Source organism: Nonomuraea sp. 3-1Str, assembly GCF_031570565.1.
Taxonomy (GTDB): Bacteria; Actinomycetota; Actinomycetes; order Streptosporangiales; family Streptosporangiaceae; genus Nonomuraea.
On record NZ_JALHBK010000003.1, the window covers coordinates 342,775 to 367,843 of the forward strand.

Genomic DNA, 25,069 nt, shown 5'->3' on the forward strand with positions numbered 1-25,069 from the left:
AGAGATCCCCCGGAACGGGGGCGTCACTCCCACTCGATGGTGCCCGGCGGCTTGCTCGTCACGTCGAGCACGACCCGGTTGACCTCCCGCACCTCGTTGGTGATGCGGGTGGAGATGCGCGAGAGCACGTCGTACGGCACCCGCGACCAGTCGGCCGTCATCGCGTCCTCGGAGGTGACGGGGCGCAGCACCACCGGATGGCCGTAGGTGCGGCCGTCGCCCTGGACGCCGACCGAGCGGACGTCGGCCAGCAGCACCACGGGGCACTGCCAGATGTCGCGGTCGAGGCCGGCCCGCGACAGCTCCTCGCGGGCGATGGCGTCGGCCTCGCGCAGCAGGTCGAGCCGCTCGCGGGTGACCTCGCCGACGATGCGGATGCCGAGGCCGGGCCCGGGGAACGGCTGGCGCCACACCATGGCGGGCGGCAGGCCAAGCTCCTCGCCGGCCCGGCGCACCTCGTCCTTGAACAGCGTGCGCAGCGGCTCGACCAGGGTGAACTGGAGGTCCTCGGGCAGGCCGCCGACATTGTGATGGGACTTGATGTTGGCGGTGCCGGTGCCGCCGCCCGACTCGACCACGTCGGGGTAGAGGGTGCCCTGCACCAGGAAGTCGACCGGGCCGTCGGCCATGATGGCGCGCTGCTCGTCCTCGAAGACGCGGATGAACTCACGCCCGATGATCTTGCGCTTCTCCTCCGGGTCGCTGACCCCCTCCAGCGCCTTGAGGAAGCGGTCGGCGGCGTCGACGACCCGCAGCTTGACGCCCGTGGCGGCGACGAAGTCGCGCTCGACCTGCTCGGCCTCGCCCTTGCGCAGCAGGCCGTGGTCGACGAAGACACAGGTCAGCCGGTCGCCGATGGCGCGCTGGACCAGGGCTCCGGCCACGGCGGAGTCGACGCCGCCGGACAGGGCGCAGATCGCCCGCCCGTCGCCGACCTGCCTGCGCACCGCCTCGACGGAGTCTTCGACGATGTTGAGCATGGTCCACGTCGGGCGGCAGCCGGCCGCGTCGAGGAAGTGCTTGAGCACCGCCTGGCCGTGCTCGGAGTGGAGCACCTCGGGGTGGAACTGCACGCCGTACAGGCCGCGCTCGGGGTGCTCGAAGGCGGCGACCGGCGTCTCGCGCGTGGAGGCGGTCACCGCGAAGCCGGCGGGGGCGGCCTTGACGCTGTCGCCGTGGGACATCCACACCTTCTGCGTCGCGGGCAGGCCGGCGAAGATGACGCCCTCGGTGACGACGTCGAGCTGGGTGCCGCCGTACTCCGCGACGCCGGTGCGGGCGACGTCGCCGCCGAGCGCGCGCGCCATCGCCTGGAAGCCGTAGCAGATGCCGAACGTGGGCACGCCCGTCTCGAACAGGCCGTGCGGCACGGCCGGCGCGTTGTCGGCGTAGACCGACGAGGGCCCGCCGGACAGGATGATCGCCTTGGGCCGCTTGGCCAGCATCTCCTCGACGGGCATCGTCGACGGGACGATCTCGGAGTAGACGTGGCATTCGCGCACCCGCCTCGCGATCAGCTGCGCGTACTGCGCGCCGAAGTCGACCACGAGAACTGTGTCGAACTCAGACACCGAAGAAACCCCCCAGAGGCGAATGCGGTGTCCCCAGTCTATCGGCAGCCCGCCTTCGGCCCGGACCGGCCGCCCGTCCCGCTCACTCCTCCCCGGGCGCCGCCTCCCGCAGCGGGGGCAGGCCGCCGGCCAGCAGGGTCTCGGTCTGCCGGCGCATGCTCCTGCCGAACTCCGGATGGGTCAGCAGCAGGAAGCGCTCCTCGCGTACGGCGTCGACGACCATGTCCGCGACCCGCGCCGGGTCGATGCCGCCGGCGACGCCGGCGTCCACCCGCTCCTGGGACTCCAGCTCGTCGGAGCTGCGGGCGACGGACAGGTCGAACGGGCGCACACGCTCGGAGCGGTTGATGCGCGTCCGGACCGCTCCAGGGCACAGCGCGGTGACGCGGAGCCTGGAGCCGGACGCGATCAGGTCCTGGGCGAGCGCCTGCGAGGCGGCGAACGCGGCGTACTTGCTGACGGCGTAGCCGCCCGCGTGCGGCCCGGCGGACAGGCCCGCCACCGACACCGTGTTGACGATGTGCCCCTCGGTGTCCTGCTCGATCATGCGGGGCACGAACGCGTTGATGCCGTGGAGCACGCCCCACAGGTTGACGCCCAGCACCCAGGCGAAGTCCTCGCGGGTCCGGGTCCACAGGTGGCCGCCCTGGTAGACGCCCGCGTTGTTGCACAGCAGATGGACGGCCCCCAGCTCGCCGAAGGCCCGCTCCGCGAGATGGTGCACGGCGGCCTCGTCGGACACGTCGGTGATCTGCGTGAGGACCTTGGTGTCGCCCGCCAGCGTCGCGGTCTCCGCGAGCCCGCCGGGATCGACGTCGGCGAGCATCAGGGACATGCCCTCGCTCGCGAACCTGACGGCGAGTGCCCGGCCTATGCCGCTCGCCGCACCCGTGATCACCGCGACCTTGCCGGAGAGTTCCCGCACCGAAGCCTCCTAGCGCTCGCCTCGACGCTACAGGAACTCGCCGGTCAGTCCATGGCGTTCCGGAAAAGTCGTGCCTATGACGGAAAAGCGGAGGAATTCGCGGGAAAGACCGCGCCACGTGGGCGAGCGCCACGCCCGCCGGCGGTTCCCGTGCACCCATTCTCACCATCAAAAGGAACAATCGGCGAGCGGCAGAAAGGGAAACTCCTGCCGAGAAGAGAAATCTCCTGGCAATTGGCGATACAGCCGAGCGGCATTCTCCGCGCCGCCATCCGGCCGTGGCAGTGACGCCGGACCCGGTGGTCGATACGGCGGCGAAGGTCTACCCTCGCCGAACAGGAGGATGACGATGAGGCATGACGCCGCACTCGATGCGATCGATCTCGCGATCCTGGCCGAGTTGCAGAACGACGCGCGGCTGCCCAACAAGGAGCTCGCCGACCGCCTCGGCGTCGCCCCCTCCACCTCGCTGGAGCGCGTGCGCTCGCTGCGCCGCCGGGGCGTCATCACGGCCTTCCGCGCCTCGGTCGACACCGCGCGCCTCGGGCGGCCGCTCCAGGCGCTGCTCGCCCTGCGCGTACGGCCCCACACCAGCCAGCTCGTCGACCCGATGCGGGCGTTCGTGCTGACCCTGCCGGAGACGATCACGCTGTTCCACGTGGCCGGGCCGCAGGACTTCCTCGTCCACGTCGCCGTGGCCGACGCCGACCACCTGCACCGGCTGGTGCTGGAGAAGTTCCTGACACGGCAGGAGATCGTCCACCTGGAGACGACCCTGATCTTCAAAACCGAGCATCAGCCCGTGCAACGGCCGTCCGAGATGTGACAATGATCCGCATGTCGCTGCGGATCACCACCCTCGCCGAGCGCCCCGAGTTCGCCACGGGGCTGTGGGACATGGCCCACGCGTGGGCGGGGTTCATGATGAACGACCCGGTCGCGGACATGTTCTACCCGGCCGCGACGACCACCTTCGCCGACTTCGTGCTGGTGGCCGACGACGACGCCGAACCCGGCCGGCTGGTGGCGCGCGGGTGCATGATCCCGTACCCGGCCAAGGACGACCCGCTGCCCGACGGCGGCTGGGACACGGTGATCCGCCGGGGCAGGCTCGCCCGCGAGTCGGGCGCCACGGCCGACAGCATCAGCGCCCTGGAGATCACGGTGCGCAGCGACCGGCTCGGGTCCGGGGTCTCGCCGCGCATGGTCGCCGCGATGCGCGAGCACGCCGCCCGGCTCGGCTTCCGGGAGCTGGTCGCGCCGGTCCGGCCCAACCAGAAGCACCTGGAGCCGCACACCCCCATGGCCGAGTACGCCTTCCGCACCCGCGCCGACGGCCTCCCCCACGACGCCTGGCTGCGCGTCCACGTGCGGGCCGGCGGGCGGATCGTCCGGGTGGCGTCCCGCTCGATGGTGATCGCCGGGTCGCTGGCCGAGTGGCGCGAGTGGACCGGGCTGCCGTTCGACCGCACCGGGCCGGTGGAGGTGCCCGGCGGCCTCACGCCCGTCCACTGCGACGTGACCCACGATCACGCCGTCTACGTGGAGCCCAACGTGTGGGTCAGCCACCCGCTCGGCTGAGGCTCCGACGTTAGGCTTCGCCGGTTGCGGGCAAGCGCTCCGCATGGCCGAAGAATCGAACAGCACACCACCTGGGCAGACACAGGAATACCCGGGCCGCAGCGGCGAGATGACGCCCGAGCCGCGCGACGAGATGCGTGACTACGCGGGCCGCGACCTGCTGGCCGGCAAGCGCGCGCTGATCACCGGGGGCGACTCCGGGATCGGCCGGGCCGTCGCCGTCGCCTTCGCCAAGGAGGGCGCGGACGTCGCGATCGCGTACCTGACCGAGCACGAGGACGCCAACCACACCAGGAAGCTCGTCGAGGAGGCCGGGCGGCGCTGCGTGCTCATCCCGGGCGACCTGAGCGACCGCGACCACTGCGCGTCGGTCGTCGAGCAGGCGGTCCAGGAGCTCGGCGGCCTGGACGTCCTGGTCAACAACGTGGCCTACCAGTCACCGGTCGAGGGGCTGGAGGAGCTGAGCGACGAGCAGTGGGAGCACACGTTCGCCGTGAACATCCACAGCTACTACCGCGTCACCAAGGCCGCCCTTCCGCACCTGCGCGAGGGCAGTGCGATCATCAACACCTCGTCCATCAACGGGCTGCGCGGCAACAAGACGCTGCTCGACTACGCCGCCACCAAGGGCGCGATCAACGCCTTCACCTACTCCATGGCGCAGAACCTGGTGGACCGGGGCATCCGGGTCAACGCGGTGGCGCCCGGTCCGGTGTGGACGCCGCTGATCCCGGCCACGTTCCCGGAGGAGAAGGTCGGCTCGTTCGGCAAGCAGGTGCCGATGGGGCGCGCGGCGCATCCGGACGAGATCGCGCCGTCGTACGTCTTCTTCGCGGCGAACCGGCTGTCGTCGTACTACACGGGCGAGGTCCTCGCCCCGATCGGCGGCGAGACGCTCCCGGGCTGAGGCGCCACGGGCTCAGGAGGTACGGCGGAGCAGCTCCTCGTCGTGGGCCCGCCGGTCGAGCCCCCTGGCCGCGGCCCACGCGTCGTCGTGGACGGTCGCCAGGTGCCTCGGGTGCGCGTCGCCGATGACGGACACCACCGTGCCGCTCTCCCCCCGCCCGGCCATCCGCCCGGCGAGCTCCAGCGCGGCCCAGAGCGCGGTGCCGGTCGAGCCGCCCACCGGCAGCCCTGTGACCGCGCGCACCCGCCGGGCCGCCGCCACGGACGCGGCGTCGGGCACGGGGATCACCAGGTCCACCAGGTCGGGCCGGAAGCCGGGCTCCATCCTGGGCCGCCCGATTCCCTCGATCCGCGACGGCATGCCGGTGGCGTAGTCGGGAGCGTCGAGCGTCCAGCCGGGGAAGTACGCGGAGTTCTCGGGATCGGCCACCGCCACCCGGATCGGCCGTCCCTCGGCCGCACGAGCCGCGCGGCCGAGGGTCGCGGAGGTGGCTCCGGTACCGGCTCCCACCACGACCCAGTCGGGGCGTTCCTCCGCGAGCAGCTCCCCGGCGAGGTCGTGCTCGGCCGCGCGGCCGAACTGGTCGAGGAAGTGGCCGCCGCTCTCGCGGGCCGCCTCGCGCGCCGCGTCGTAGATCGCGAGCGGCGGCGTCACGAACCGGCAGGCGCCGCCCAGCTCCTCCACCGGCCGCGCCCGCGCCTCGCTCCGCTCTCCCGGCATGACCACCAGGTACGGCAGGCCGAGCCGCCGCGCGAACCACGCCTGCGCCACGGCCGCGTTGCCACCGGTCGCCTCCACCACGGGCGTGCCCTCGGCGACCAGCCCGTCCAGGACCGCCCGCCGGAACAGCGCGCGGGCGTGCCGGTGGCGCAGGCTCCCGGTGGGGTGCTTCGACTCGTCCTTCAGCAGCAGCCGCACCCCTGGCGCGGCGACCGGGAACTCGATGAGCGGCGTCGGCTCGCCCGGCTCCAGCAGGGCGAGCGCGTGTTCCGTCCAGGTCACCGGATCATGGTCCCACGCTCAGGGGAGGGTGACCCGCTCCCCAGGGGCGAGCAGGTGCGCCCTGTCCCCCAGCGGGGCCAGCGCGGCCGCGAGCGTGTCGCGGCCCTGCGAGAAGTGCGCCCAGTGCTCGAAGTGCAGCGGCACCACGTGCCCGGCGCCCAGCAGGTCGGCGGCCTTGACCACGTCGTCGCTGGTCAGCGTCAGGTACGCGCCGTCCGCCAGCGCCGTGCGGGCCGCGCCCGCGAAGAGCACGGCGACGTCCACGGGGCCCACCCGGCCGGCGATGGAGCGCACCACGTCCAGCGACGCGTTGTCCCCGCTCACGTACACGGTCGGGAGACCGTCGCCGCTCAGCACGAACCCGGTCACCTCTCCCACGAGGTGCTCGCTCCCGTCGGGGCCGTGCTGCGCCGGCACACCGGTGATCCGCAGCACGCCGCCGCCGGGCCGGGGCAGCTCGACGTGGCTCCAGTTGGGCAGGGCGCGCACGGGCGGGCCGACGCGCTCGGCAGCCGATCCCGTCGAGAGCGCGAGGGGCGCGCCGGCCAGGTAGGCACGGCCCGCGCGGTCGAGGTTGTCGGGATGCTGGTCGTGCGAGAGGAGCACCGCGTCCACCGGCCCCACCTCGTCCGGGCCGAACGCGGGGCCGCCGGTCTTGGTGAGCGCGCGCTGCCCGATCGGGTAGTCGCCGGGCGCGTCGAAGGTGGGGTCGATCAGCAGGCGCACGCCGCCGATCTCCAGAACGGCGGTGGGACCGCCCGCGTAACGAATCTCCATGCTCGGCTACGACACGGCCGGCGGACGGGATATTCCCCCCGTTCTCACTTGAGCCGCAGCCTGCGCATGGTCTTGAGCGTGGTCGCCAGCACGCCCGCCCACTTCTCGTACGGCATGCCGCCCGGCGGCTCGAACCCCAGCCACGGCGCCTGCGCGGCCACGGTCTGCGCCTCGGTGTAGCGCAGCAGGCCCTCGGCGCCGTGCCTGCGGCCGAGACCGGACGCCTTCATGCCGCCCATCGGGGCGTCGTAGGAGGCGTACGCGGCGCCGTACCCCTCGTTGACGTTGACCGTGCCGGCCCGGAGACGGGCGGCGATCGCGCGGCCGCGAGCCGGGTCGGAGGTCCAGACGGAGGCGTTGAGCCCGTAGACGGTGTCGTTGGCGAGCGCGACGGCCTCGTCGTCGGAGGTGAACGGGTGGAGGGCGACGACCGGGCCGAACGTCTCGTCGCGGCACAGCGCCATGTCCTCGGTGACGCCCGTGAGGACGGTCGGCTCGTAGAACAGCGGTCCGATGTCCGGCCTGGCCCTGCCGCCGGCGAGCAGGGTGGCGCCCTTGGCCAGCGCGTCCTCCACGTGCGCCGTGACCGTGTCGAGCTGCCGCCCGGACGTGAGCGAGCCCATCTCGGCGGACCAGTCGTGCCCGGCGGCCAGGCGGAGGCCGCGCGCCTGGGCGGCGAACCGCTCGGCGAAGGCGTCGAACACGCTCGCGTGGACGTACAGCCGCTCGACCGACAGGCAGAGCTGGCCGGCGTTGGTGAAGCAGGCGCGGACGGCGCCCTGGACGGCGAGGTCGAGGTCGGCGTCGTCGAGCACCAGCATCGGGTTCTTGCCGCCGAGCTCCAGCGAGCAGCCGATGAGCCGCTTGGCCGCCTCCTCGGCGATCTTCCGGCCGCCGCGGGTGGAGCCGGTGAAGGCCACGTAGTCGGCGCCGTCGAGCAGCGCCTCGCCGATCTCGGCGGGCTCGCCCAGCACCACCTGCCAGATCTCGCGCGGCATGCCCAGCTCGGCCAGCAGCTCGATGGTCCACAGCGTGGACAGCGCGGTCTGCGTGTCGGGCTTGTGCACGATCGCGTTGCCCGCCAGCAGGGCCGGCACGGCGTCGGTGACGCCGAGCGAGAGCGGGTAGTTCCACGGCGAGACGAGCGCCACCACGCCCTTCGGGGAGCGCAGCTCGCTCACCCGGGTGGCCACGGGGAAGACGCCCTGCCGGCGGCGCGGCGCGAGCAGGCGCGGGGCGCGCCGCGCGTAGTAGAGCGCGCAGCCCGCGACGTCCAGCACCTCCTCGAAGGCGTGCTTGCGGGCCTTGCCCGTCTCGTCCTGCACGATGTCGAGGATGTCGGAGCGCCGGTCGAGGATCGCGTCGTGCAGCCGCAGGAACGGGCGCACGCGCTCGGCGACCGGCCGGGCGGCCCACTCGGCCTGGGCCGCGCGAGCCCGGGCGTGGGCGCGGGCGACGTCGTCGGCACTGGAGAGGGGCAGCCGGGCCAGCGGCTCGCCGGTGAACGGGGTGCTGATCTCCCGCGTCTCCCCGCTGGACGTCACGTGGACCGTGGTCACGCGCTCGGGCGTTGTCACGTGCATGGTCAGAAGGATATTCCGGAACTGCTACCGACCGGTAGTTTTTGTGGATGCGCGGCTACGGGCCACAATCCCCTCATGCCATCCATCGCTCCGCTCAGGCCCGGCGATCCGCGACGCCTGGCGGGCCTGGAGCTCGCCGGCAGGCTCGGCGAGGGCGGCCAGGGCGTCGTCTACCTGGCCAGGGACGCCTCCGGCACGCCGCTGGCCGTCAAGTGGCTGCGCCACGACCTGGCGGCCGACCGGGTGAGCGTCGAGCGGTTCCTGCGCGAGGCGCAGGTGGCCCAGCAGATCGCGCCCTTCTGCACCGCGGCCGTCCTCGGCTCGGGCGTCGAGCAGGAGCGGCCGTACATCATCAGCGAGTTCATCGAGGGGCCGTCGCTCCAGCGGATCGTCCAGGAGGAGGGACCGCGCGCCGGGGCGTCCCTGCACCGGCTGGCGATCGGCACGGCCACCGCGCTGGCGGCCATCCACCAGGCGGGCATCGTCCACCGCGACGTCAAGCCGGCCAACGTCATCCTCGGCGCCGACGGGCCGCGCGTCATCGACTTCGGCATCGCCCGCGCCCTCGACGCCACCTCCACGATCAGCGGCATGCCGGTGGGCACGCCGTCGTACATGCCGCCCGAGCAGATCCTCGGCCACCCGGTCGGGGCGTCCGCGGACATGTTCTCGTGGGCCGGCACGATGGTGTACGCGGCGTCCGGCCGGGCGCCGTTCGGCAGCGACACGATGCCGGCCGTCATCAACCGGGTGCTCAACAACCCGCCCGACCTCGGCGTCCTGGACGGCCCGCTGCATGAGCTGGTGGCCGCCTGCCTGGACAAGGACCCAGCGCGGCGGCCGACGGCCGAGCAGGTGCTCATGCGGCTCATCCAGCAGCCGGGCCAGCCCGCGGCCCCCTTCCGGCAGCCGGGCCCGCCCGCGCCGCCCTTCCGACAGCAGCCGGGCCCGCCCGCGGCTCAGGCCCCCTTCCAGCAGCCTCCGCCGCCGTGGGCGCCGCCCCCGCAGGGCCCGCCGTCGGGACCCGTGCCGGGGCCCATACCGATGTCCACCGGCTTACCCCCGCGCCGCAGGAGCCGCGCTCCGGTGATCGTCGGCGCGACCGCGGCCGTCACGCTGCTCCTGCTGACCTGCGTCGCGCTGGTCGTGACGCAGCGTAAGACGACGACGGCCTCGTCCCGCGCCACGACGACCCCCACCGCCACCGGCCGCACGCCCACCACCGGGCCCACGCCGACCCCCGTCAGGAAGAGGCTGCCGGGCGGCACCATCGACCTGTACGAGCTGCCGACCGACCCGGTCACGCTCACCTCGTACGAGGTCTACGACAAGCGCTCCGACGACTGGGTGGACTACGCCCGGCAGTCGCTGCGCGGCGGGTTCAAGAAGTACGCCGGCAACTGGGAGACGCTGGTCTCCCCCGACGGCCGCCGCATCGCCACGCGCGGCCGCAAGTACACCGCCGACGGCTACGACTCGGTCATCGTCACCGACCGCGGCACGGGCGCGACGTCCACGGTCAAGACCGTCCGCAAGCCGCTGATCAGCAGCATCCGGTCGTGGTCCCGCGACGGCTCCAAGCTGCTGCTCAACATCGAGAAGGAGACCAAGGACACGCGCGGCAAGGAGGACTGGGTGTACCCGGGGTTCGTCCTGGTGGACGTGGCCGAGGCCAAGGCCGGCGTGGTGCGGCTGCCCGGCGGCGCCGCCCCGCCCGACACCGGGTTCGGCTGGGACCCCGGCCAGCGGGGTGTGGTCAACCTCTACGGCTCCGGCAAGGGACTGCGGTTCTACGACGCCGCCGGCAGGACCGTCCGCGACGTGCCGGGTGTCGGCTCGCTCGCGTCCGGCACGCAGGACCTCTTCTCCCCGTCGGGCAAGACGTTCGTGACGAACTGCCCCGGCGGCGACGACGGCGACCACTGCGTGTGGGACTCCGACACCGGCAAGCGCGTGCGGCAGTTCACCTCCGACTGCGACAAGGTGCTCGGCTGGTACGACGAGACGCACCTGTACTGCTGGGAGCAGGACAACGCCTCCACCGACCAGATCCAGGTGGTCGGGTTCGACGGGCGGCTGGTGCGCAAGCTGCTGGAAGTCCCCGACAATCTGGATTTCAGCCCGGTCTTCACCGTCAACCCCGTCAAGGGCGACTGAACCATCGGGTTCGGCCATCCGTGATGGTGGTCATGAAGACCCTGACCCGTACGGCGACGGCCGCCCTCGCCCTCGTCACGGCCACCGCCGCCTGCACCGCCACGCAGCCCGGCGGCACGGCCCCCGCCAGGCAGCGGCTCGGGGCCGTGCGCCTGGTGGCGTACAACGGCTGCGACGACATGCTGGCCGGCCTGCGTGAGCACGCCGCGCGCAACGTCGGGCCGTGGGGCTTCGGCGGCCCCATGCTGATGGCGCGGCGCGACACCGCGACGGCCGTTCCCGAGGCCAAGTCGACGATCACGCTGGAGCACTCCACCACCAACACCCACGAGGCGGGTGTGGACGAGCCCGACCTGGTCAAGACCGACGGCGCCAGGGTCGTCACGGTCACCGGGGGCGTCCTGCGGGTCATCGACGCCGCGACGCGGAAGGTCACGGCCACGCTGAAGCTGACCGGCGGCGACGAGCCCGGCTTCGTGCCCGCCGACCTGCTCATGTCCGGCGACCGGGCGCTGGTGCTGCTGCGCGGCGGCGACATCATGTTCAAGTCGATCCGGCCCATGACCAGCGACACCAGATACGTCCTCGTCGACCTGGCCGGCCAGCCGAAGGTGCTGTCCACGATCAGGCCGCGCGGGCGGTACGTGGACGCGCGGATGGTCGGCTCGGTCGTCCGTCTCGTCACCCGCAGCGAGCCGGACATCCAGCTGCCGCAGCCCAAGGACGACGCCACGGACAAGGACCGGCGCAGGCTCAACCAGGAGGCGGTGCGGCGGGCGCCGATCGAGGCGTGGCTGCCCAAGGTGGAGATCACCGACGCCTCCGGCGCCAAGCGCGAGCTGAGCGTGCCGTGCGAGCGGGTCAGCCACCCCGCCGACTACACCGGCGCCTCGCTGCTGGCCGTCCACACCATCGACCTGGCCCAGGGGGTGACCGACGCGGGCACCGACCCGATCGCCCTGGCGGCGGACGGCGACATCGTGTACGGCACCGGTCAGAGCCTGTACGTGGCGAGCAACCCGCGCTGGTGGCCCGTCGACCCGGCGGTCATGGAGGACGCGGCGCCGGTGCCGGACCCGCCGAGCGGCACCGCCCAGGCCCCCGCCGACGAGCCCACCCCCACCGAACCCACCCCCACTGCGCCGCCCACCGAGCCCACCCCCACCGAACCCACCGTGAGCGTGACCCCGGCTCCCGCCCGCACCCCGGTGGTCCCCCCGGAGGAGACCGAGGTGCACCGCTTCGACATCGGGCGTCCCGGCGCTCCGGTCTACGCTTCGTCGGGCAAGGTGCCGGGCCGGCTGCTGAACCAGTACAGCCTGTCCGAGTACGACGGCCACCTGCGGGTGGCCACCACCGTGACCTCCGGCGACGGCGAGAGCAGCGTCAGCGGCGTCCACGTGCTCAGGACGTCCGACATGGCCGAGACGGGCCGGGTCGGCGGCCTCGGCAAGGACGAGCGGATCTACTCGGTCCGCTTCATCGGCCCGGTCGGCTACTGCGTGACGTTCAAGCAGGTGGACCCGCTCTACACGCTCGACCTGCGCGACCCGGCGGCGCCGAAGGTGACCGGCGAGCTGAAGATCACCGGCTACTCGGCGTACCTGCACCCGGCCGGCGACGGCCGGCTCATCGGCATCGGGCAGGAGGCCAGCGACAAGGGCCGGACGCTGGGCACACAGGTGTCGCTGTTCGACGTCGGCGACCCGGCCGCCCCGCGCCGCCTGTCGCAGCTCTTCCAGAAGGACTCCGGCTCGGAGGCCGAGTGGGACCCGCACGCGTTCCTGTACTGGCCCAAGACCGGCATGGCGGTCCTCCCGCTCAACACGTACGGGCAGGACGCCGAGCGGAACGGCGCGGTGGTCCTGAGGATCACCGACTCCGCGATCACCCGGGTGGGCATGATCGAGCACCCGAGGAAGCGGCAGTCGGACATCGTCTACCAGCCGGGGATCCAGCGCTCGATGGTCATCGGCGACGCCATCTGGACGCTCTCCGACACCGGTGTCCAGGTCAACGACGCCGCCTCGCTGGCGCGGCGGTCCTGGATCCCGTTCGGCTGACCGACCCGTCACCCCGCCCGCAGGACCCCGATGAGATCGTGCGCCACGTCCAGGAACTCCTCCCGCGAGGACGCCGTCGGCTGCACGTCCACGAACGTCTCATGGGCGCCCAGCTCGGCCAGGCTCAGCACGTAGTCGCCGATCTGGCATACGGTCCCGGCGCGCGGCACCCGCTCGGCGGGTGCCGGCGCCCGGGTGATCTCCGGGTTGACGCGCACCACCATGCGCAGGGCGGACGGGTCGCGCCCCGCCCGCTCGGCCGCCCGCAGCGCCACGTCCCACAGGGAGATCAGGTAGGCGGGCGGCATCGCCGCGCCGAGCCAGCCGTCGGCCCGCCTGCCGACCCGCTCCAGGGCCGCCGGGGTGAAGCCGGCGAGCAGGATCGGCGGGCGCGGGTGCTGGAACGGCTTCAGGTCGACGTGGGACGGCGGCACCCGCCACAGCGGGCCCTCGTGCTCCACCACCTTCTCCGACCAGGCGGCCTCCATCAGGTCGAGCGTCTCCTCAAGCCGCTGCCCCCGGCCCCGCCACGGCACCCCGGCGGCGGCGTACTCGTCACGCAGCCAGCCGAGGCCGATCCCCACGTCCAGGCGTCCGTGGCTGAGCAGGTCGAGCGAGGCCAGGGCGCGGGCGAGCACGACCGGCGGCTGCCACAGGGCATTGAGGGCGCTGGTCCCGAGTCGCACGTCCCGCGTGCCGACGGCTGCCAGGGTCAGCGCCGCGAGCGGGTCGAAGAACGTCCTGAACGCCGAGGGGATCTCACCGTCGCCTCCCGGGTACCGGTCGCTGGGCTCCAGGGGCACCAGGACGCGGTCGCCGGCCCACAGGCTGTGGTAGCCCATGGCCTCCAGGTCCACGGCGGCCTGCCGGATGAAGTCCGGATCGGCGAAGACGCCGTACTGGGGGACCGCGAATCCGATCTGCATGAGACGTTCCTTCGGGGCTGGGCGGCCGCGACGCCGGATTGCGGCCGTTCGCCCATGATCATGCCGTGGGAGCCCGTGACGCGCATGCGCACAGGGCGCCCCCCGAGCCGTTGCCCGGCGGACGCCCTGTGCCCCCGAAGGGCCCGCCCATGCGTGCGGCGGGGTCAGCGCACGATTGTCAGCGCACGATTGTCAGCGCACGATTGTCAGCGCACGATTGTCAGCGCCCGATTGTCAGCGCCCGATTGTCAGCACACGATGAAGATGCTCTGCCAGCCGACGGAGGTGTGCTGCTCGGCGTTGCGGTTGGAGGCGAGCTCGAAGTGCATCGGGCCCCGCGCGTTGGGCTGGTTGTACATGCGGCCGCTCTGGCCGTCGCCGAACCACTTGTAGGACCCGTGATAGACGATGTTGGACACCCCGCAGGCGTCGATGAACTGCGTCCGGCCGGTGAAGCCGGGGCCTTCGTAGGCGATGTACTGCGAGGCGTAGGCGGCGCTGCCCATGATCGCGACCATGGCGGCCGCGAGGACGGGGACGAGGGCGATTCTCTTCACGATGATCCTCCCGATGCGACTCTCTCTTCACGGAGAGTATTCATACGGTAACCGTGTGCACAATGAAGAGGCAAGGGACGCCCCGGCGACGCCAAGAAGGTAACGCCCAGGTCAGGGCACCGCGCCGGCACCCGCCGACGCGCCTCGAAGGGAGATCGCCGCACCCCCAACCTTTGACAAAACACTCACCGTCGACGATTGACCCCAAATCCGTAGTGGAAGGAAGCGGGTTGGTCGACCTGGACGGGGGAACGTCGTGAGCACCAGATATGGGGTCCACTCCGAGGTGGGCGCGTTGCGGCAGGTCATCGTGCACCGGCCGGACCTCAGCCTGAAGCGGCTGACGCCGGCCAACAAGGACGAGCTGCTCTACGACGACGTGCTGTGGGTCAGCCGCGCCCAGGTCGAGCACGACGCGTTCGTGGAGCTGATGCGCGGTCGCGGCATCGAGGTGTTCCACCACCAGCAGCTGCTCGCCGAGGCGCTGGAAGCCGCTCCCGAGGCGAAGAGGCACGCCGTCGAGCGCACCGTCACGCACCTGACGGTCGGCCCGCAGCTCGTCGACGAGATCCGCGCGGAGCTCTCCTCCTGGAGCGGGGAGAAGCTGGCCGAACACCTGGTCGGCGGGCTCACCAAGGACGAGTTCGTCGCCGAGACGCGGGCCAGCCGGGAAGGGCTCGACGCGCGCTCCCTGGTCACCGCCATGGCCCGGATCGGATCGTTCATCCTGCCGCCGCTGCCGAACTCGCTCTACCAGCGCGACCCTTCGGCCTGGCTGTACGGCGGGGTCTCGCTGAACCCGCTCTACTACCACGCCCGCCGCCTGGAGACCATCAACCAGAGCATCGTCTACCACTTCCACCCGATGTTCGCCGACGACGGCTTCGCGTACTGGTATCCGCCGATGGGCGACGACGGCGGCTTCGACGAGGAGGACTTCGGCCGGGCCTCGCTGGAGGGCGGCGACATGATGCCCATCGGCAACGCCACCGTCGCCATCGGCGTCAGCGAGCGCACCAGCCCGATCATGATCGAGCACCTCGCCGGGGAGCTGTTCGCCGCGGGGGCGGCCACCAGGGTGCTCGCGGTCAACATCCCGCCGCACCGCTCCTACATGCACCTCGACACCGTGTTCACGCTGCTGGACGTGGACAAGGCCACGGGGTACCCGCCGGTCGTCGAGAACGCCGCCGTCTACTCGCTGCGGCCTGGCGACAAGGAGGGCACCCTGGACGTGCACCGCGAGCCGAACCTGGCCGCCGCCTTCGAGGACGCGCTCGGCATCGGCAAGCTCGACATCATCCCCACGGGCGGGGACGACTACCAGCGGGCCAGGGAGCAGTGGGACAGCGGCAGCAACTTCGTCGCCCTGGAGCCGGGTGTCGTGGTCGGCTACCACAAGAACGAGTTCACCAACCGGAAGCTGCGCGAGCACGGCGTGGACGTCATCGAGATCGAGGGCTTCGAGCTGGGCAAGGGCCGGGGCGGCGGGCATTGCATGACCTGTCCCATCCTGCGTGACCCGGTCTAGAGCCCTTCGCGACCGCAGCGGCTTCCCGGCGTAAGGACTCCGATGACCCATCCGGCACTGATTCTCTTCCTGGCGCTGTTCGGGCTCTACAGCCCGGTCGCGGCACTGGCCTCGTACCTGCCGATCGTCCGGCCGTACACCCACAAGCAGGTCAACCGGCTCGCGATCGGGCTCGGCGTCAACGTCGCCGTCTTCGTCCTGGCGGCGTTGTGGATCGGCGAGCCGCTGCTCAAGCTGCTCGGCATCAGCACCGCGGCGCTGACGGCCACCGGCGGCATCGCCCTGGCGTACGCCGCCATTCCGCTGATGCGGGGCCAGGCCGGCGCGGTGGAAGAGCTGGAAAGGCTGGACGAGGAGCGGCAGCCGGGCGCCACCCCCTCGTCCGAGCCGGTGCCGGAGCCCAAGTCGGTCCTGTTCACCCCGCTCAGCTTCCCGCTGACCGTCGGCGGCACCACCTTCGCCTTCTGCGTCGCCGCGTCGGCGGCCGCGACCACCCTGCAGGACAAGCTCGCCCTGTCGCTGGCCGTCCTGTGCTTCGCCGTGGTCACGGGGGTGACGCTCTACCTGTCCGGCCACGTCCAGCGGCGCATCTCGCTCAAAGGGGCGATGATCCTGGATCGCGTCGCGGGCATCCTGCTGACCGCGATCGCCGTCATCCTGCTCGCCAACGGCTTCACCGACCTCGTCACCGCTCGCCTGGCTCACTGAAGCCCATGAGCGCCGACGACAGCAGAGCGACGGACGCCAGGACGACTGCCCAGAAACTGTCGCTGCCGACGCTGACCGCCATGGTCGTCGGCTCGATGGTGGGCGCCGGCGTGTTCTCGCTGCCGCGCAACTTCGCCCAGGCCACCGGCGTGTTCGGCGCGGTGATCGCCTGGGTGGTCGCCGGTGCGGGCATGCTGATGCTGGCCTTCGTCTTCCAGTCGCTGGCCGTGCGCAAGCCGGACCTGAACGCCGGCGTCTACGCCTACGCGAAGGCGGGATTCGGCGAGTTCCCCGGCTTCTTCTCCGCGTTCGGCTTCTGGGCCAGCGCCTGCGTCGGCAACGTCTCCTACTGGGTGCTGATCAAGTCGACCCTGGGCGCTGTCATCCCTGGCTTCGGCGAGGGGAACACGCCACTGGCGGTGGCGGTCTCCGTGGTGTGCGTGTGGGGCTTCCACCTCGTCATCATGCGCGGGGTCAAGGAGGCCGCCGGGATCAACAGGATCGTGACCGTGGCCAAGCTCGTGCCGATCCTGCTGTTCGTGGCGATCCTCGCGCTCACCTTCGAGGCGGACACGTTCAGCGCGAACCTGTGGGGCGACGGACCGCTGTTCGACCAGGTCAGGGCCACGATGCTGGTCACCGTCTTCGTGTTCCTCGGCGTCGAGGGCGCCAGCGTCTACTCCCGCTACGCGCGCAGGCGCGAGGACGTGGGCCGGGCCACGCTGCTCGGCTTCCTCGGCGTCCTCGCCCTGTTCGCCTCGGTCACGCTCCTGTCCTACGCCGCTCTGCCCAAGGCGCGCACGGAGGCGTTGCGCCAGCCGTCCATGGCGGGAGTGCTCGAAGCGGTCGTCGGCCCCTGGGGCGCCGTCCTCATCAGCGTCGGCCTCGTCGTCTCGGTGCTCGGCGCCTACCTCGCCTGGACGCTGATGGCCGCCGAGGTGCTGTTCGTGGCGGCCCGCGACGACGACATGCCCGCCTTCCTGCGGCGCGAGAACCGCCACGGCACCCCGTCGGCCGCCCTCGTGCTGACCAGCGCCCTCATCACCGCCGTGCTGCTCGTCACGCTGCTGTCGGAGGACGCGTTCACCTTCACGCTCAAGCTGACCAGCGCGCTGGCGCTGGTGCCGTACCTGCTCGCCGCCGGCTACGCGCTCAAGCTGGGCGGCCCTCGCACGCAGGTGCTGGTGGCCGCGCTCGCCGTCCTCTACACGGCGTTCCTGATCTTCGCCGCGGGGCTGAAGTTCCTGCTGCTGTCATGCGTCGTCTACGCGCCCGGCACGATCCTGTTCGCCCTCACCCGCCGCGAGCACGGCAGACGCCTCTTCTCCTCCCCCGCCGAGGTGACCCTGTTCGCCGTGGTGGCCGTCGGCGCCGTCCTGGGCGTCATCGGCCTGGCCACCGGCTTCATCACCATCTAGGTCCCACGGAGGGCGTCAGGGGTGTTCAGGTGAGACGACCGGGACGATCTCCGGCGCGCCCAGCCTGATGGCGTCGGCGTCCTGGTCGGTGTCCTGCTCCTGGGAGAGCCGCTCGGCCTCCACCCGCTTGGTGTAGTACTCGACCTCCGCCTTGACCTGCTCCGCGTCCCAGCCGAGCGGCCCGGCCATCAGCTCCGCCGCCTCCCGGGCGACGGCCTTGCCCCGGTGGAACGTCTCGATCGAGATGCGGGTGCGGCGGGTCAGCGCGTCGTTCAGGTGCCGCGCGCCCTCGTGGGTGGCGGCGTAGACGATCTCCGCGCGCAGGTATTCGTCGGCGCCGTCGAGCGGCCTGGCCAGCGACCGGTCCTCCCGGATCAGCTCCAGCACCTCGTCGATCATCGAGCCGTACCTCTGGAGGAGGTGCTCGATGCGGGCCACGTGCAGGCCGGAGTCGTGGGCGATCCGGTGCCGGGAGTTCCACAGAGCCTGGTAGCCCTCGGCGCCGGCCAGCGGGATGCGGTCGGTGCACGACCGCGGGACGCGCTGGTCGAGGCCGTGCGCGACGGCGTCCACGGCGTCCTTGGCCATGACCCGGTACGTCGTGTACTTGCCCCCGGCGACCATCACCAGGCCGGGCACCGGGTGGGCGACGACGTGCTCGCGCGACAGCTTCGAGGTCTCGTCGGACTCGCCCGACAGCAGGGGGCGCAGCCCCGCGTACACACCCTCGACGTCGTCGCGGGTCAGCGGCACCGCCAGGACCGCGTTGACGTGGTCGAGCAGGTAGTCGATGTCGGCGCGGGAGGCGGCGGGGTGGCTCTTGTCCAGGGTCCACTCGGTGTCGGTGGTCCCGACGATCCAGTGCCGGCCCCACGGGATGACGAACAGCACCGACTTCTCGGTACGCAGGATGATCCCGGTGCTGGAGTGGATGCGGTCGCGCGGCACCACCAGGTGGATGCCCTTGGAGGCGCGGACATGGATCTGCCCCCGGCCGCCGACCAGCTCCTGGATGTCGTCGGTCCACACGCCGGTGGCGTTGACGACCTGCTGGGCGCGGATCTCGAACTCCTCGCCGCTCTCCAGGTCGCATACCCGCACCCCGGTGACCCGCTCCCCCTCGCGCAGGAACCCGACGACCTGGGCCCGCGGCGCGACGTGCGCGCCGTAGCCGGCGGCCGTGCGCAGCAGGGTCATCACGTAGCGGGCGTCGTCGACCTGGGCGTCCCAGTACTGCACGGCGCCGGTGAACGAGGTGCGCTTCAGCGCGGGCGCGAGCCGCAGCGCCTTGGACCGGGACAGGTGCCGGTGGCCCGGCACGCCCCGGGTGAGCCCGGAGGCGAAGCCGAGCATGTCGTAGAGCGCGACCCCGGCCCCCACGTACGGCCGCTCCCACCCGAGGTGCGTCATCGGGAAGAGGAACGGCACCGGCCGCACCAGGTGCGGCGCGATGCGCTGGAGCAGCAGGGAGCGCTCCTGCAACGCCTCGCGGACGAGCTCGAAATTCAGCTGCTCCAGGTAGCGGAGCCCGCCGTGGATCAGCTTGGAGGAGCGGGAGGACGTGCCGGAGGCGAAGTCACGCGCCTCCACCACTCCCACGTCGAGGCCGCGGGTCGCGGCGTCGAGCGCGATCCCCGCTCCGACCACACCACCCCCCACCACCACGACGTCCAGCTCCTCGGCGCTCATCCGGGCGAGCGCCGCCGTCCGCTCGGCGGGCCCGAGCCGGGCCACGCCTCTTCCCGCCGTCATTAGCTCTCCCTGGTGTACGGCCTGCATCCATTGCGCTCCCATACCTACCCGCCGGGCGACGGGCATGTAACGCCGGGGAAAGTTGCCCTCGCCACACCGGCCGCCCGCTGGGAGCGCTAGGCGCGGACGACCTTGACGCCCGCGTCCGTGAGCCGCGCGGCCTGGTCGTCGGGGAGCCCGTCGTCGGTGACGAGCGTGTCGATCTCGCCGATGGCGCAGATCCGGGAGAACGCCCGGCCGCCGACCTTCGAGGAGTCGGCCACGGCCACCACCTGCTGGGCGCGGCTGATGAGCAGGTGATTGACGCTCGCCTCGCCCTCGTGGTGGGCCGAGGCCCCGAGCTCGACGTCGATCGCGTCGACGCCGAGGAAGGCCACGTCCAGCGTCACCTGCTCCAGGACGCCGGAGGCAAGCGGCCCGATCAGCTCGTACGACTGCGGCCGCGCCACCCCGCCCGTGACCACGATCTTGACGTGCCGGCGGACGGTGAGCTCGGCGGCGATGTTGAGCGCGTTGGTGACGACCGTGAACCCGGACTCCAGGGCGGTGCTGGTGGCCAGCGCGCGGGCCAGCTCGGAGGTGGTGGTGCCGCCGTTCATGCCGACCACGGCGCCGGCGGAGACGAGCGAGGCCGCGGCGGCCGCGATGCGGTGCTTGGCGTCGGCGTGCCGGGCGGTCTTGTAGCGCAGCGGCAGGTCGTAGCTGACGCTCTGCGCCACCGCGCCGCCCCGCGTGCGCATGAGCATCTGCTGCAAGGAGAGCTGGTCGAAGTCGCGCCGGATGGTCGCCGCCGAGACGTCGAGCGCCTGGGCGGCCTCCTCGACGGACAGGCGGCCCTCCTGAGCGAGCAGCTCAAGAATGGCGTTCCACCGGTCGTATCGGGACACGCGCGCCTCCTCCGGGCTCCGTCAGCAGCAAGGGTGGCACACCAGAGCCGACGCAGCCACACCTGCACAATTGTGCTCCTTTCTGCTATAAAAAGCACAGGAACACGCAAACCCCGCACCCGGGAGGTAACTGGTGACCACCCACACCGAAGCCGAGATCGCCTCCCAGCCGGAGTGCTGGCGTCGCGCCGTCGCCGACGTGCCCGCGGACGCGCTGCCCGTCCCCGGCGAGCGCGTCGCCGTCGTCGGGTGCGGCACCTCCTGGTTCATCGCCATGGCGTACGCGGCCCTGCGCGAGCGGGCCGGGCAGGGCGAGACCGACGCGTTCGCCGCCTCCGAGGCCCCCACCGGCCGCCGCTACGACCGCGTCATCGCGCTGAGCCGCTCCGGCACCACGACCGAGGTCCTGGAGTTCCTGAACCGGACCGGCTCGCCCACCACGGCCATCACCGCCGACCCCGACACTCCCATCATGACCGCCGCCGGCCAGGTGATCGTGCTCGACTACGCCGACGAGCGGTCCGTCGTGCAGACCCGGTTCGCCACCACCCAGCTCGCGATGCTGCGCGCCAGCCTCGGCGAGGACCTCGGCCCGGCCATCGCCGACGCCGAGCACGTGCTGGCGTCGCCCCTCGACCCCGCGCTCGTGGCGGCGGAGCAGTTCAGCTTCCTCGGCGCCGGCTGGTCGGTCGGCCTGGCCCAGGAGGCCGCGCTGAAGATGCGCGAGGCGTCGCGCTCCTGGACCGAGGCGTACCCGGCGATGGAGTACCGTCACGGCCCGATCAGCATCGCCGGGCCCGGCCGCGTCACCTGGATGCTCGGCAAGGCGCCCGACGGGCTGCGCGAGCAGGTGGAGGCCACCGGCGGCGCGTTCCACGAGAGCGGGCTCGACCCGATGGCCGAGCTGGTCCGCGCGCAGCGCGTCGCGGTCGCCCGCGCCACGGCCCGCGGCCTCGACCCGGACGAGCCCCTGCACCTCACCCGATCTGTGATCCTTTCTTCATGAGCCTCACTCTCGCCGACGCCCGCGTCGTCACCCCCGAAGGCATCCACGACGGCTGGCTGGCCATCGAGGACGGCCGCATCACGCACGTCGGCCATGGCCGCGCGCCGCGCGCCGGCCACAGCCTGGGCGGCCGGTACGTCGTCCCCGGATTCGTCGACATCCACAACCACGGCGGCGCGGGCGGCTCCTTCCCCACCGGTGACCAGGACGGCGCGCGGGCCGCCGTGGAGCTGCACCGGCGCCACGGCACCACGACCCTGGTGGCGAGCCTGGTCACGGCCGCCGTGGCCGACCTGGAGGCCGCCGCGTCGTCGCTGGCCGACCTGTGCGACGACGGCCTGCTCGCCGGCCTGCACTTCGAGGGCCCGTACATCTCCAGGGCACGCTGCGGCGCGCACGACCCGGCGCTGCTGCGTGAGCCGTCGCCGCGCGAGTTCGAGCGGCTGGTGAAGGCCGGCCGCGGCCACGTCCGCATGCTGACGATCGCGCCGGAGCTGCCCGGGGCGCTCGACACCGTGCGCGCGGCCCGTGACCAGGGCGTGCTCGCCGCCCTCGGCCACAGCGACGCCACCTACGAGCAGACCCTCGACGGCATCGACGCCGGGGCGAGCGTGGCCACCCACCTCTACAACGCGCTGCCGCCGCTCGGACACCGCTCCCCCGGCCCGGTCGCCGCCCTTCTTCAGGACGAGCGGGTGACGGTCGAGTTGGTCAACGACGGCGTCCACGTGCACCCGGCCATGCTCCGCCTCGCCTGCTCGGTGGCCGGGCCGGGCCGGACGGCGCTGGTCACCGACGCGATGTCGGCGGCCGGGATGGGCGACGGCGACTACGAGCTCGGCGCGCTGCGCGTGACCGTGTCCGGCGGCGCCGCCCGGCTGGCCGAGGGGGGCACGATCGCGGGCAGCACGCTCACCATGGACGTCGCCTTCCGGCGCTCCGTCACCGAGGTGGGCCTGACGCTGTCCGAGGCGTCCGTGGCCGCCTCCCTCACCCCGGCGCGCGTGCTGGGGCTCGACGGTCAGATCGGCTCCATCGCCGCCGGCAAGACCGCCGACCTGGTCGTGCTGACCGACGAGCTGGAGGTGGCCGGCGTGATGAGGCGCGGCGCCTGGCTGACGGAGCCCCGATGATCCTCACCGTGACGCTCAACGCCGCCCTCGACGTCACCTACCAGGTGCCCGAGGTCGACTGGGCCGGGGTCAACCGCGTGCAGGCCGTCCACCGGCGGGCCGGCGGCAAGGGCGTCAACGTGGCCCGCGTCCTGCGCGGCCTCGGCCAGGAGGTGCTGGTCACCGGCCTGGCGGGCGGCCCTGTCGGGCGTGCCGTCGAGGCTGACCTGGAGGCCGCCGGACTGCCCCACGCGCTCGTCCCCATCGCCGCCGAGTCCCGTACGACGCTGGCCGTCACGGGCGGCCCCGGCGGGGCGGCGCTGTTCAACGAGCCCGGCCCTGAGGTGTCGGCGGCGGAGCTGCGGGAGTTCGGCCGGGTGTACGCGTCGCTGCTGGAGCGGGCCGACGCCGTGGTCCTCTCGGGCAGCCTGCCCCGTGGCGTCCCGGCCGGCACGTACGCGACGCTGGCCGCCCTGGCCGCCGAGCACGGGGTCCCCGCCATCGTCGACGCCGACGGGGAGGCGCTCCGCCACGCCCCGGCCGGCCGTCCCGCGATCGTCAAGCCCAACGTCCACGAGCTGGCCCGGGCCGTGCCGCCGCACGACCACCCGGTCGAGGGAGCCGAGCACCTGCGGGCCCGCGGGGCCGAGGCCGTGGTCGTCTCGCTCGGCGAGGAGGGCGTGTACGCGGTCACCCCCGAGGGCACGTTCCGGGCCCGCATGCCGTACCGGGTGGAGGGCAACCCGACGGGCGCCGGTGACTCGCTGGTGGCGGGGCTCGCGCTGGGGCTGGTCGAGGGCGCCGCGTGGCCCGAACGGCTCCGCACGGCCGCGGCGCTCGGCGCGGCCGCCGTGGCCGCCCCGGTGGCCGGCGACTTCGACCGCGACGTCTACGCCAGGACGCGCCCGCTCATCGAGATCACCTGAATCGCCTGAAGCAGCAGATCACCTGAACCGTCGAGATCACCTGAGCCTGATCCAGGAGGAGCCCGCCATGCCTCTCGCCACCACCGGCGACATCGTCCGCGCGTCCCCCGCGGGGGTGGGTGCCTTCAACGTCATCCAGCTCGAACACGCCACCGCGATCGTCGCCGGAGCCGAGGCCCTCGGCCTGCCCGTGGTGCTCCAGATCAGCGAGAACTGCGTCCGCTACCACGGCGCCCTGGAGCCCATCGCGCTGGCCTCGCTCGCGGTCGCCCGCCGCGCCGCCGTGCCGGTGGCCGTCCACCTCGACCACGCCACCGACCGGGCACTGGTCGAGGAGGCGGTGGAGCTGGGCATCGGGTCGGTCATGTTCGACGCCTCGGCGCTGCCCGACGAGGAGAACGTGGCCGCCACCGCCGCCGTCGCCGCCTGGTGCCACGAGCGCGGCGTGTGGGTGGAGGCCGAGCTGGGCGAGGTCGGGGGCAAGGACGGCGTCCACGCCCCGGGCGCCCGCACCAAGCCGCACGAGGCCGTGGACTACGTGGCGCGCACCGGCGTGGACGCCCTGGCCGTGGCCGTGGGCACCTCCCACGCCATGACCACCAAGGACGCCGTGCTCGACCTGGACCTCGTCGCCGAGCTGCGCGACGCGGTGCCGGTGCCGCTGGTCCTGCACGGCTCGTCGGGGGTGCCCGACGACACCCTCCAGGCCGCCGTACGACAGGGCATGAAGAAGATCAACATCGCGACGCACCTGAACAAGGCGTTCACCGGCGCCATCCGCGACCACCTGACGCACGACGCGAAGGTCGTGGACCCCCGCAAGTACGTGCGGGCGGGCCGCGACGCGGTCACCCGCGAGGTCATCCACCTGCTGGGCGTCCTCGGCGAGTGACCCCGCGGCTCAGCCGCCCAAGCAGCGCAGCACCCGTTCGGCCTGCCGCCGGAACGTGCCGGGCGGGTTGCGCGGCCCTTCGGGGGACAGCAGGAACAGCCACATCAGCGCGTGCAACCGCCGGCACCCGGCCAGGCGCCGCTCCTCGGCCGGGGACAGCTCGACGTGGGCCAGGACGTCCACCTCGCCGTCCACCCACATCGACACGTGCTGGGAGATCTCGGACAGCTCGAAGGCGCGGTCGCTCCGCCCCGACTCCTCGAAGTCGACGATCCGCACCCGGATGCCGTCCCACAGGAAGTTCGACAGGTTGCCGTCGCCCGCGCCGAACACCGGCGTCACGCCCTCCTCGCCGGGGCGCCACCGCTCCAGCCACCGCGCTCCCTCGCGGACGGCCTGATCGGCGAGCGGCTCGCGGGGGGTCCAGCGGGCGCACCACTCCCGCACCTGGGCGGCGAGCGGGGCGAGGTGCCAGGGACGTTCGGGCAGGCGGGCGAGCACGTCGCGCGGCACCGCCGCGTGCAGCCGGTCCGCGGCCCGCGCCAGGTGCCCCGCGTACGCCCCGGCGCCCGGCACCGACCGCAGCGGAATCCCGGCGAGGCGCGACATCGTCACCGAGCCGTCGAACGCGATCGGCGCCGGCGCCAGCCCCGGCGCGTGCTCGGCCAGCAGCGTCAGCGCCCGCCACTCCCGCTCCCCCGCCTCCGGGTCGTCGCCGGTGTACCGCTTGACGACCCGGTCACCCAGCAGCTCCACCTGATGCGTCCACTGAAGATCCGCCACACCCG

The 25,069-nt window shown here is 72.6% G+C and carries 22 protein-coding genes; 12 read left to right on the forward strand and 10 right to left on the reverse strand.

Annotated elements, in window-relative coordinates:
- Positions 1-23 precede the first annotated feature (23 nt).
- A complete protein-coding gene (gene guaA / locus MTP10_RS08240) occupies positions 24-1,571 on the reverse strand; it encodes a glutamine-hydrolyzing GMP synthase (RefSeq protein ID WP_310708438.1) in 1,548 nt (515 codons plus the stop codon).
- Between the two features lie 82 nt (positions 1,572-1,653).
- Positions 1,654-2,496 carry an SDR family NAD(P)-dependent oxidoreductase gene (locus MTP10_RS08245; RefSeq protein ID WP_310708439.1) on the reverse strand — a complete coding sequence of 281 codons (843 nt, stop codon included), beginning with the start codon at positions 2,494-2,496 and terminating at the stop codon, positions 1,654-1,656.
- 349 nt (positions 2,497-2,845) lie between these two features.
- Here MTP10_RS08245 and MTP10_RS08250 point away from each other — a divergent pair, with 349 nt between their 5' ends.
- The 3 genes from MTP10_RS08250 to MTP10_RS08260 are packed head-to-tail and all read left to right on the forward strand — an operon-like array spanning position 2,846 to position 4,984.
- On the forward strand, positions 2,846-3,322 hold the full coding sequence (locus MTP10_RS08250; RefSeq protein ID WP_310708440.1) for an Lrp/AsnC family transcriptional regulator: 477 nt from the start codon (positions 2,846-2,848) through the stop codon (positions 3,320-3,322).
- Between the two features lie 11 nt (positions 3,323-3,333).
- Positions 3,334-4,077, forward strand: coding sequence for an N-acetyltransferase (locus tag MTP10_RS08255; RefSeq protein WP_310708441.1), 744 nt, complete (start codon positions 3,334-3,336; stop codon positions 4,075-4,077).
- Between the two features lie 43 nt (positions 4,078-4,120).
- Positions 4,121-4,984 carry an SDR family oxidoreductase gene (locus MTP10_RS08260; protein WP_310708442.1) on the forward strand — a complete coding sequence of 288 codons (864 nt, stop codon included), beginning with the start codon at positions 4,121-4,123 and terminating at the stop codon, positions 4,982-4,984.
- 12 nt (positions 4,985-4,996) lie between these two features.
- Here MTP10_RS08260 and MTP10_RS08265 read toward each other — a convergent pair whose 3' ends face one another.
- From MTP10_RS08265 to MTP10_RS08275, 3 genes are read right to left on the reverse strand one after another with little or no spacing between them, the layout of a single operon-like run.
- Positions 4,997-5,986: a pyridoxal-phosphate dependent enzyme gene (locus tag MTP10_RS08265; protein ID WP_310708443.1), complete on the reverse strand. Its 990-nt coding sequence runs from the start codon at positions 5,984-5,986 to the stop codon at positions 4,997-4,999.
- 18 nt (positions 5,987-6,004) lie between these two features.
- On the reverse strand, positions 6,005-6,763 hold the full coding sequence (locus tag MTP10_RS08270; protein ID WP_310708444.1) for an MBL fold metallo-hydrolase: 759 nt from the start codon (positions 6,761-6,763) through the stop codon (positions 6,005-6,007).
- A 44-nt stretch (positions 6,764-6,807) separates the two neighbouring features.
- Positions 6,808-8,346 carry a succinic semialdehyde dehydrogenase gene (locus MTP10_RS08275; RefSeq protein ID WP_310708445.1) on the reverse strand — a complete coding sequence of 513 codons (1,539 nt, stop codon included), beginning with the start codon at positions 8,344-8,346 and terminating at the stop codon, positions 6,808-6,810.
- A gap of 75 nt (positions 8,347-8,421) precedes the next feature.
- Here MTP10_RS08275 and MTP10_RS08280 point away from each other — a divergent pair, with 75 nt between their 5' ends.
- Positions 8,422-10,503, forward strand: a complete 2,082-nt coding sequence (locus MTP10_RS08280; protein ID WP_310708446.1) for a serine/threonine-protein kinase — start codon at positions 8,422-8,424, stop codon at positions 10,501-10,503.
- A gap of 32 nt (positions 10,504-10,535) precedes the next feature.
- Positions 10,536-12,566, forward strand: a complete 2,031-nt coding sequence (locus MTP10_RS08285; protein ID WP_310708447.1) for a beta-propeller domain-containing protein — start codon at positions 10,536-10,538, stop codon at positions 12,564-12,566.
- A gap of 8 nt (positions 12,567-12,574) precedes the next feature.
- On the opposite strand, the gene MTP10_RS08290 is transcribed toward MTP10_RS08285, so the two are convergent.
- Both MTP10_RS08290 and MTP10_RS08295 read right to left on the reverse strand, forming a co-directional pair.
- A complete protein-coding gene (locus tag MTP10_RS08290) occupies positions 12,575-13,492 on the reverse strand; it encodes a TIGR03619 family F420-dependent LLM class oxidoreductase (RefSeq protein ID WP_310708448.1) in 918 nt (305 codons plus the stop codon).
- A gap of 248 nt (positions 13,493-13,740) precedes the next feature.
- Positions 13,741-14,049 (reverse strand): MiAMP1 family antimicrobial peptide, encoded by a 309-nt coding sequence (locus MTP10_RS08295; protein WP_310708449.1) that lies wholly within the window; start codon positions 14,047-14,049, stop codon positions 13,741-13,743.
- Positions 14,050-14,305: 256 nt separating this feature from the next.
- On the opposite strand from MTP10_RS08295, the gene MTP10_RS08300 reads away from it, so the two are divergent.
- Genes MTP10_RS08300 through MTP10_RS08310 form a run of 3 tightly spaced genes read left to right on the forward strand, consistent with a single transcriptional unit; the run spans position 14,306 to position 17,706 of the window.
- The gene (locus tag MTP10_RS08300) at positions 14,306-15,580 is read left to right on the forward strand and encodes an arginine deiminase (protein ID WP_310708450.1); all 1,275 of its coding nucleotides are present in this window, start codon (positions 14,306-14,308) and stop codon (positions 15,578-15,580) included.
- A gap of 42 nt (positions 15,581-15,622) precedes the next feature.
- Positions 15,623-16,288, forward strand: coding sequence for a MarC family protein (locus MTP10_RS08305; protein ID WP_310708451.1), 666 nt, complete (start codon positions 15,623-15,625; stop codon positions 16,286-16,288).
- A 5-nt stretch (positions 16,289-16,293) separates the two neighbouring features.
- Positions 16,294-17,706: a basic amino acid/polyamine antiporter gene (locus MTP10_RS08310; RefSeq protein ID WP_310708452.1), complete on the forward strand. Its 1,413-nt coding sequence runs from the start codon at positions 16,294-16,296 to the stop codon at positions 17,704-17,706.
- A gap of 15 nt (positions 17,707-17,721) precedes the next feature.
- Here MTP10_RS08310 and MTP10_RS08315 read toward each other — a convergent pair whose 3' ends face one another.
- Both MTP10_RS08315 and MTP10_RS08320 read right to left on the reverse strand, forming a co-directional pair.
- Complete coding sequence (locus MTP10_RS08315) at positions 17,722-19,458, reverse strand: glycerol-3-phosphate dehydrogenase/oxidase (protein ID WP_310708453.1); 1,737 nt, start codon at positions 19,456-19,458, stop codon at positions 17,722-17,724.
- A gap of 116 nt (positions 19,459-19,574) precedes the next feature.
- A complete protein-coding gene (locus MTP10_RS08320; RefSeq protein ID WP_310708454.1) occupies positions 19,575-20,345 on the reverse strand; it encodes a DeoR/GlpR family DNA-binding transcription regulator in 771 nt (256 codons plus the stop codon).
- 133 nt (positions 20,346-20,478) lie between these two features.
- Between MTP10_RS08320 and MTP10_RS08325 the strand changes: the two genes are divergently transcribed.
- The 4 genes from MTP10_RS08325 to MTP10_RS08340 all read left to right on the forward strand — a co-directional run bounded on the left by MTP10_RS08325 (position 20,479) and on the right by MTP10_RS08340 (position 24,281).
- On the forward strand, positions 20,479-21,351 hold the full coding sequence (locus tag MTP10_RS08325; RefSeq protein ID WP_310708455.1) for an SIS domain-containing protein: 873 nt from the start codon (positions 20,479-20,481) through the stop codon (positions 21,349-21,351).
- Positions 21,348-22,484: an N-acetylglucosamine-6-phosphate deacetylase gene (gene nagA, locus MTP10_RS08330; protein WP_310708456.1), complete on the forward strand. Its 1,137-nt coding sequence runs from the start codon at positions 21,348-21,350 to the stop codon at positions 22,482-22,484. The genes MTP10_RS08325 and nagA overlap by 4 nt, the downstream gene beginning before the upstream one ends.
- Positions 22,481-23,389 (forward strand): 1-phosphofructokinase family hexose kinase, encoded by a 909-nt coding sequence (locus tag MTP10_RS08335; RefSeq protein WP_310708457.1) that lies wholly within the window; start codon positions 22,481-22,483, stop codon positions 23,387-23,389. The genes nagA and MTP10_RS08335 overlap by 4 nt, the downstream gene beginning before the upstream one ends.
- Positions 23,390-23,456: 67 nt before the next feature.
- A complete protein-coding gene (locus MTP10_RS08340; protein WP_310708458.1) occupies positions 23,457-24,281 on the forward strand; it encodes a class II fructose-bisphosphate aldolase in 825 nt (274 codons plus the stop codon).
- A gap of 9 nt (positions 24,282-24,290) precedes the next feature.
- Here MTP10_RS08340 and MTP10_RS08345 read toward each other — a convergent pair whose 3' ends face one another.
- Positions 24,291-25,064, reverse strand: a complete 774-nt coding sequence (locus MTP10_RS08345) for an aminoglycoside phosphotransferase family protein (protein ID WP_310708459.1) — start codon at positions 25,062-25,064, stop codon at positions 24,291-24,293.
- Positions 25,065-25,069: the final 5 nt, after the last annotated feature.

Bases quoted from the DNA above. Each gene is read 5' to 3' on its own strand.
- MTP10_RS08310 (WP_310708452.1), top strand. From the start codon at position 16,294: ATGAGCGCCGACGACAGCAGAGCGACGGACGCCAGGACGACTGCCCAG.
- MTP10_RS08335 (WP_310708457.1), top strand. From the start codon at position 22,481: ATGATCCTCACCGTGACGCTCAACGCCGCCCTCGACGTCACCTACCAG.
- MTP10_RS08270 (WP_310708444.1), bottom strand. From the start codon at position 6,763: ATGGAGATTCGTTACGCGGGCGGTCCCACCGCCGTTCTGGAGATCGGC.
- MTP10_RS08280 (WP_310708446.1), top strand. From the start codon at position 8,422: ATGCCATCCATCGCTCCGCTCAGGCCCGGCGATCCGCGACGCCTGGCG.
- MTP10_RS08290 (WP_310708448.1), bottom strand. From the start codon at position 13,492: ATGCAGATCGGATTCGCGGTCCCCCAGTACGGCGTCTTCGCCGATCCG.
- MTP10_RS08285 (WP_310708447.1), top strand. From the start codon at position 10,536: ATGAAGACCCTGACCCGTACGGCGACGGCCGCCCTCGCCCTCGTCACG.
- MTP10_RS08315 (WP_310708453.1), bottom strand. From the start codon at position 19,458: ATGACGGCGGGAAGAGGCGTGGCCCGGCTCGGGCCCGCCGAGCGGACG.
- MTP10_RS08260 (WP_310708442.1), top strand. From the start codon at position 4,121: ATGGCCGAAGAATCGAACAGCACACCACCTGGGCAGACACAGGAATAC.
- MTP10_RS08255 (WP_310708441.1), top strand. From the start codon at position 3,334: ATGTCGCTGCGGATCACCACCCTCGCCGAGCGCCCCGAGTTCGCCACG.
- MTP10_RS08275 (WP_310708445.1), bottom strand. From the start codon at position 8,346: ATGCACGTGACAACGCCCGAGCGCGTGACCACGGTCCACGTGACGTCC.
- nagA (WP_310708456.1), top strand. From the start codon at position 21,348: ATGAGCCTCACTCTCGCCGACGCCCGCGTCGTCACCCCCGAAGGCATC.
- MTP10_RS08340 (WP_310708458.1), top strand. From the start codon at position 23,457: ATGCCTCTCGCCACCACCGGCGACATCGTCCGCGCGTCCCCCGCGGGG.
- MTP10_RS08305 (WP_310708451.1), top strand. From the start codon at position 15,623: ATGACCCATCCGGCACTGATTCTCTTCCTGGCGCTGTTCGGGCTCTAC.
- MTP10_RS08250 (WP_310708440.1), top strand. From the start codon at position 2,846: ATGAGGCATGACGCCGCACTCGATGCGATCGATCTCGCGATCCTGGCC.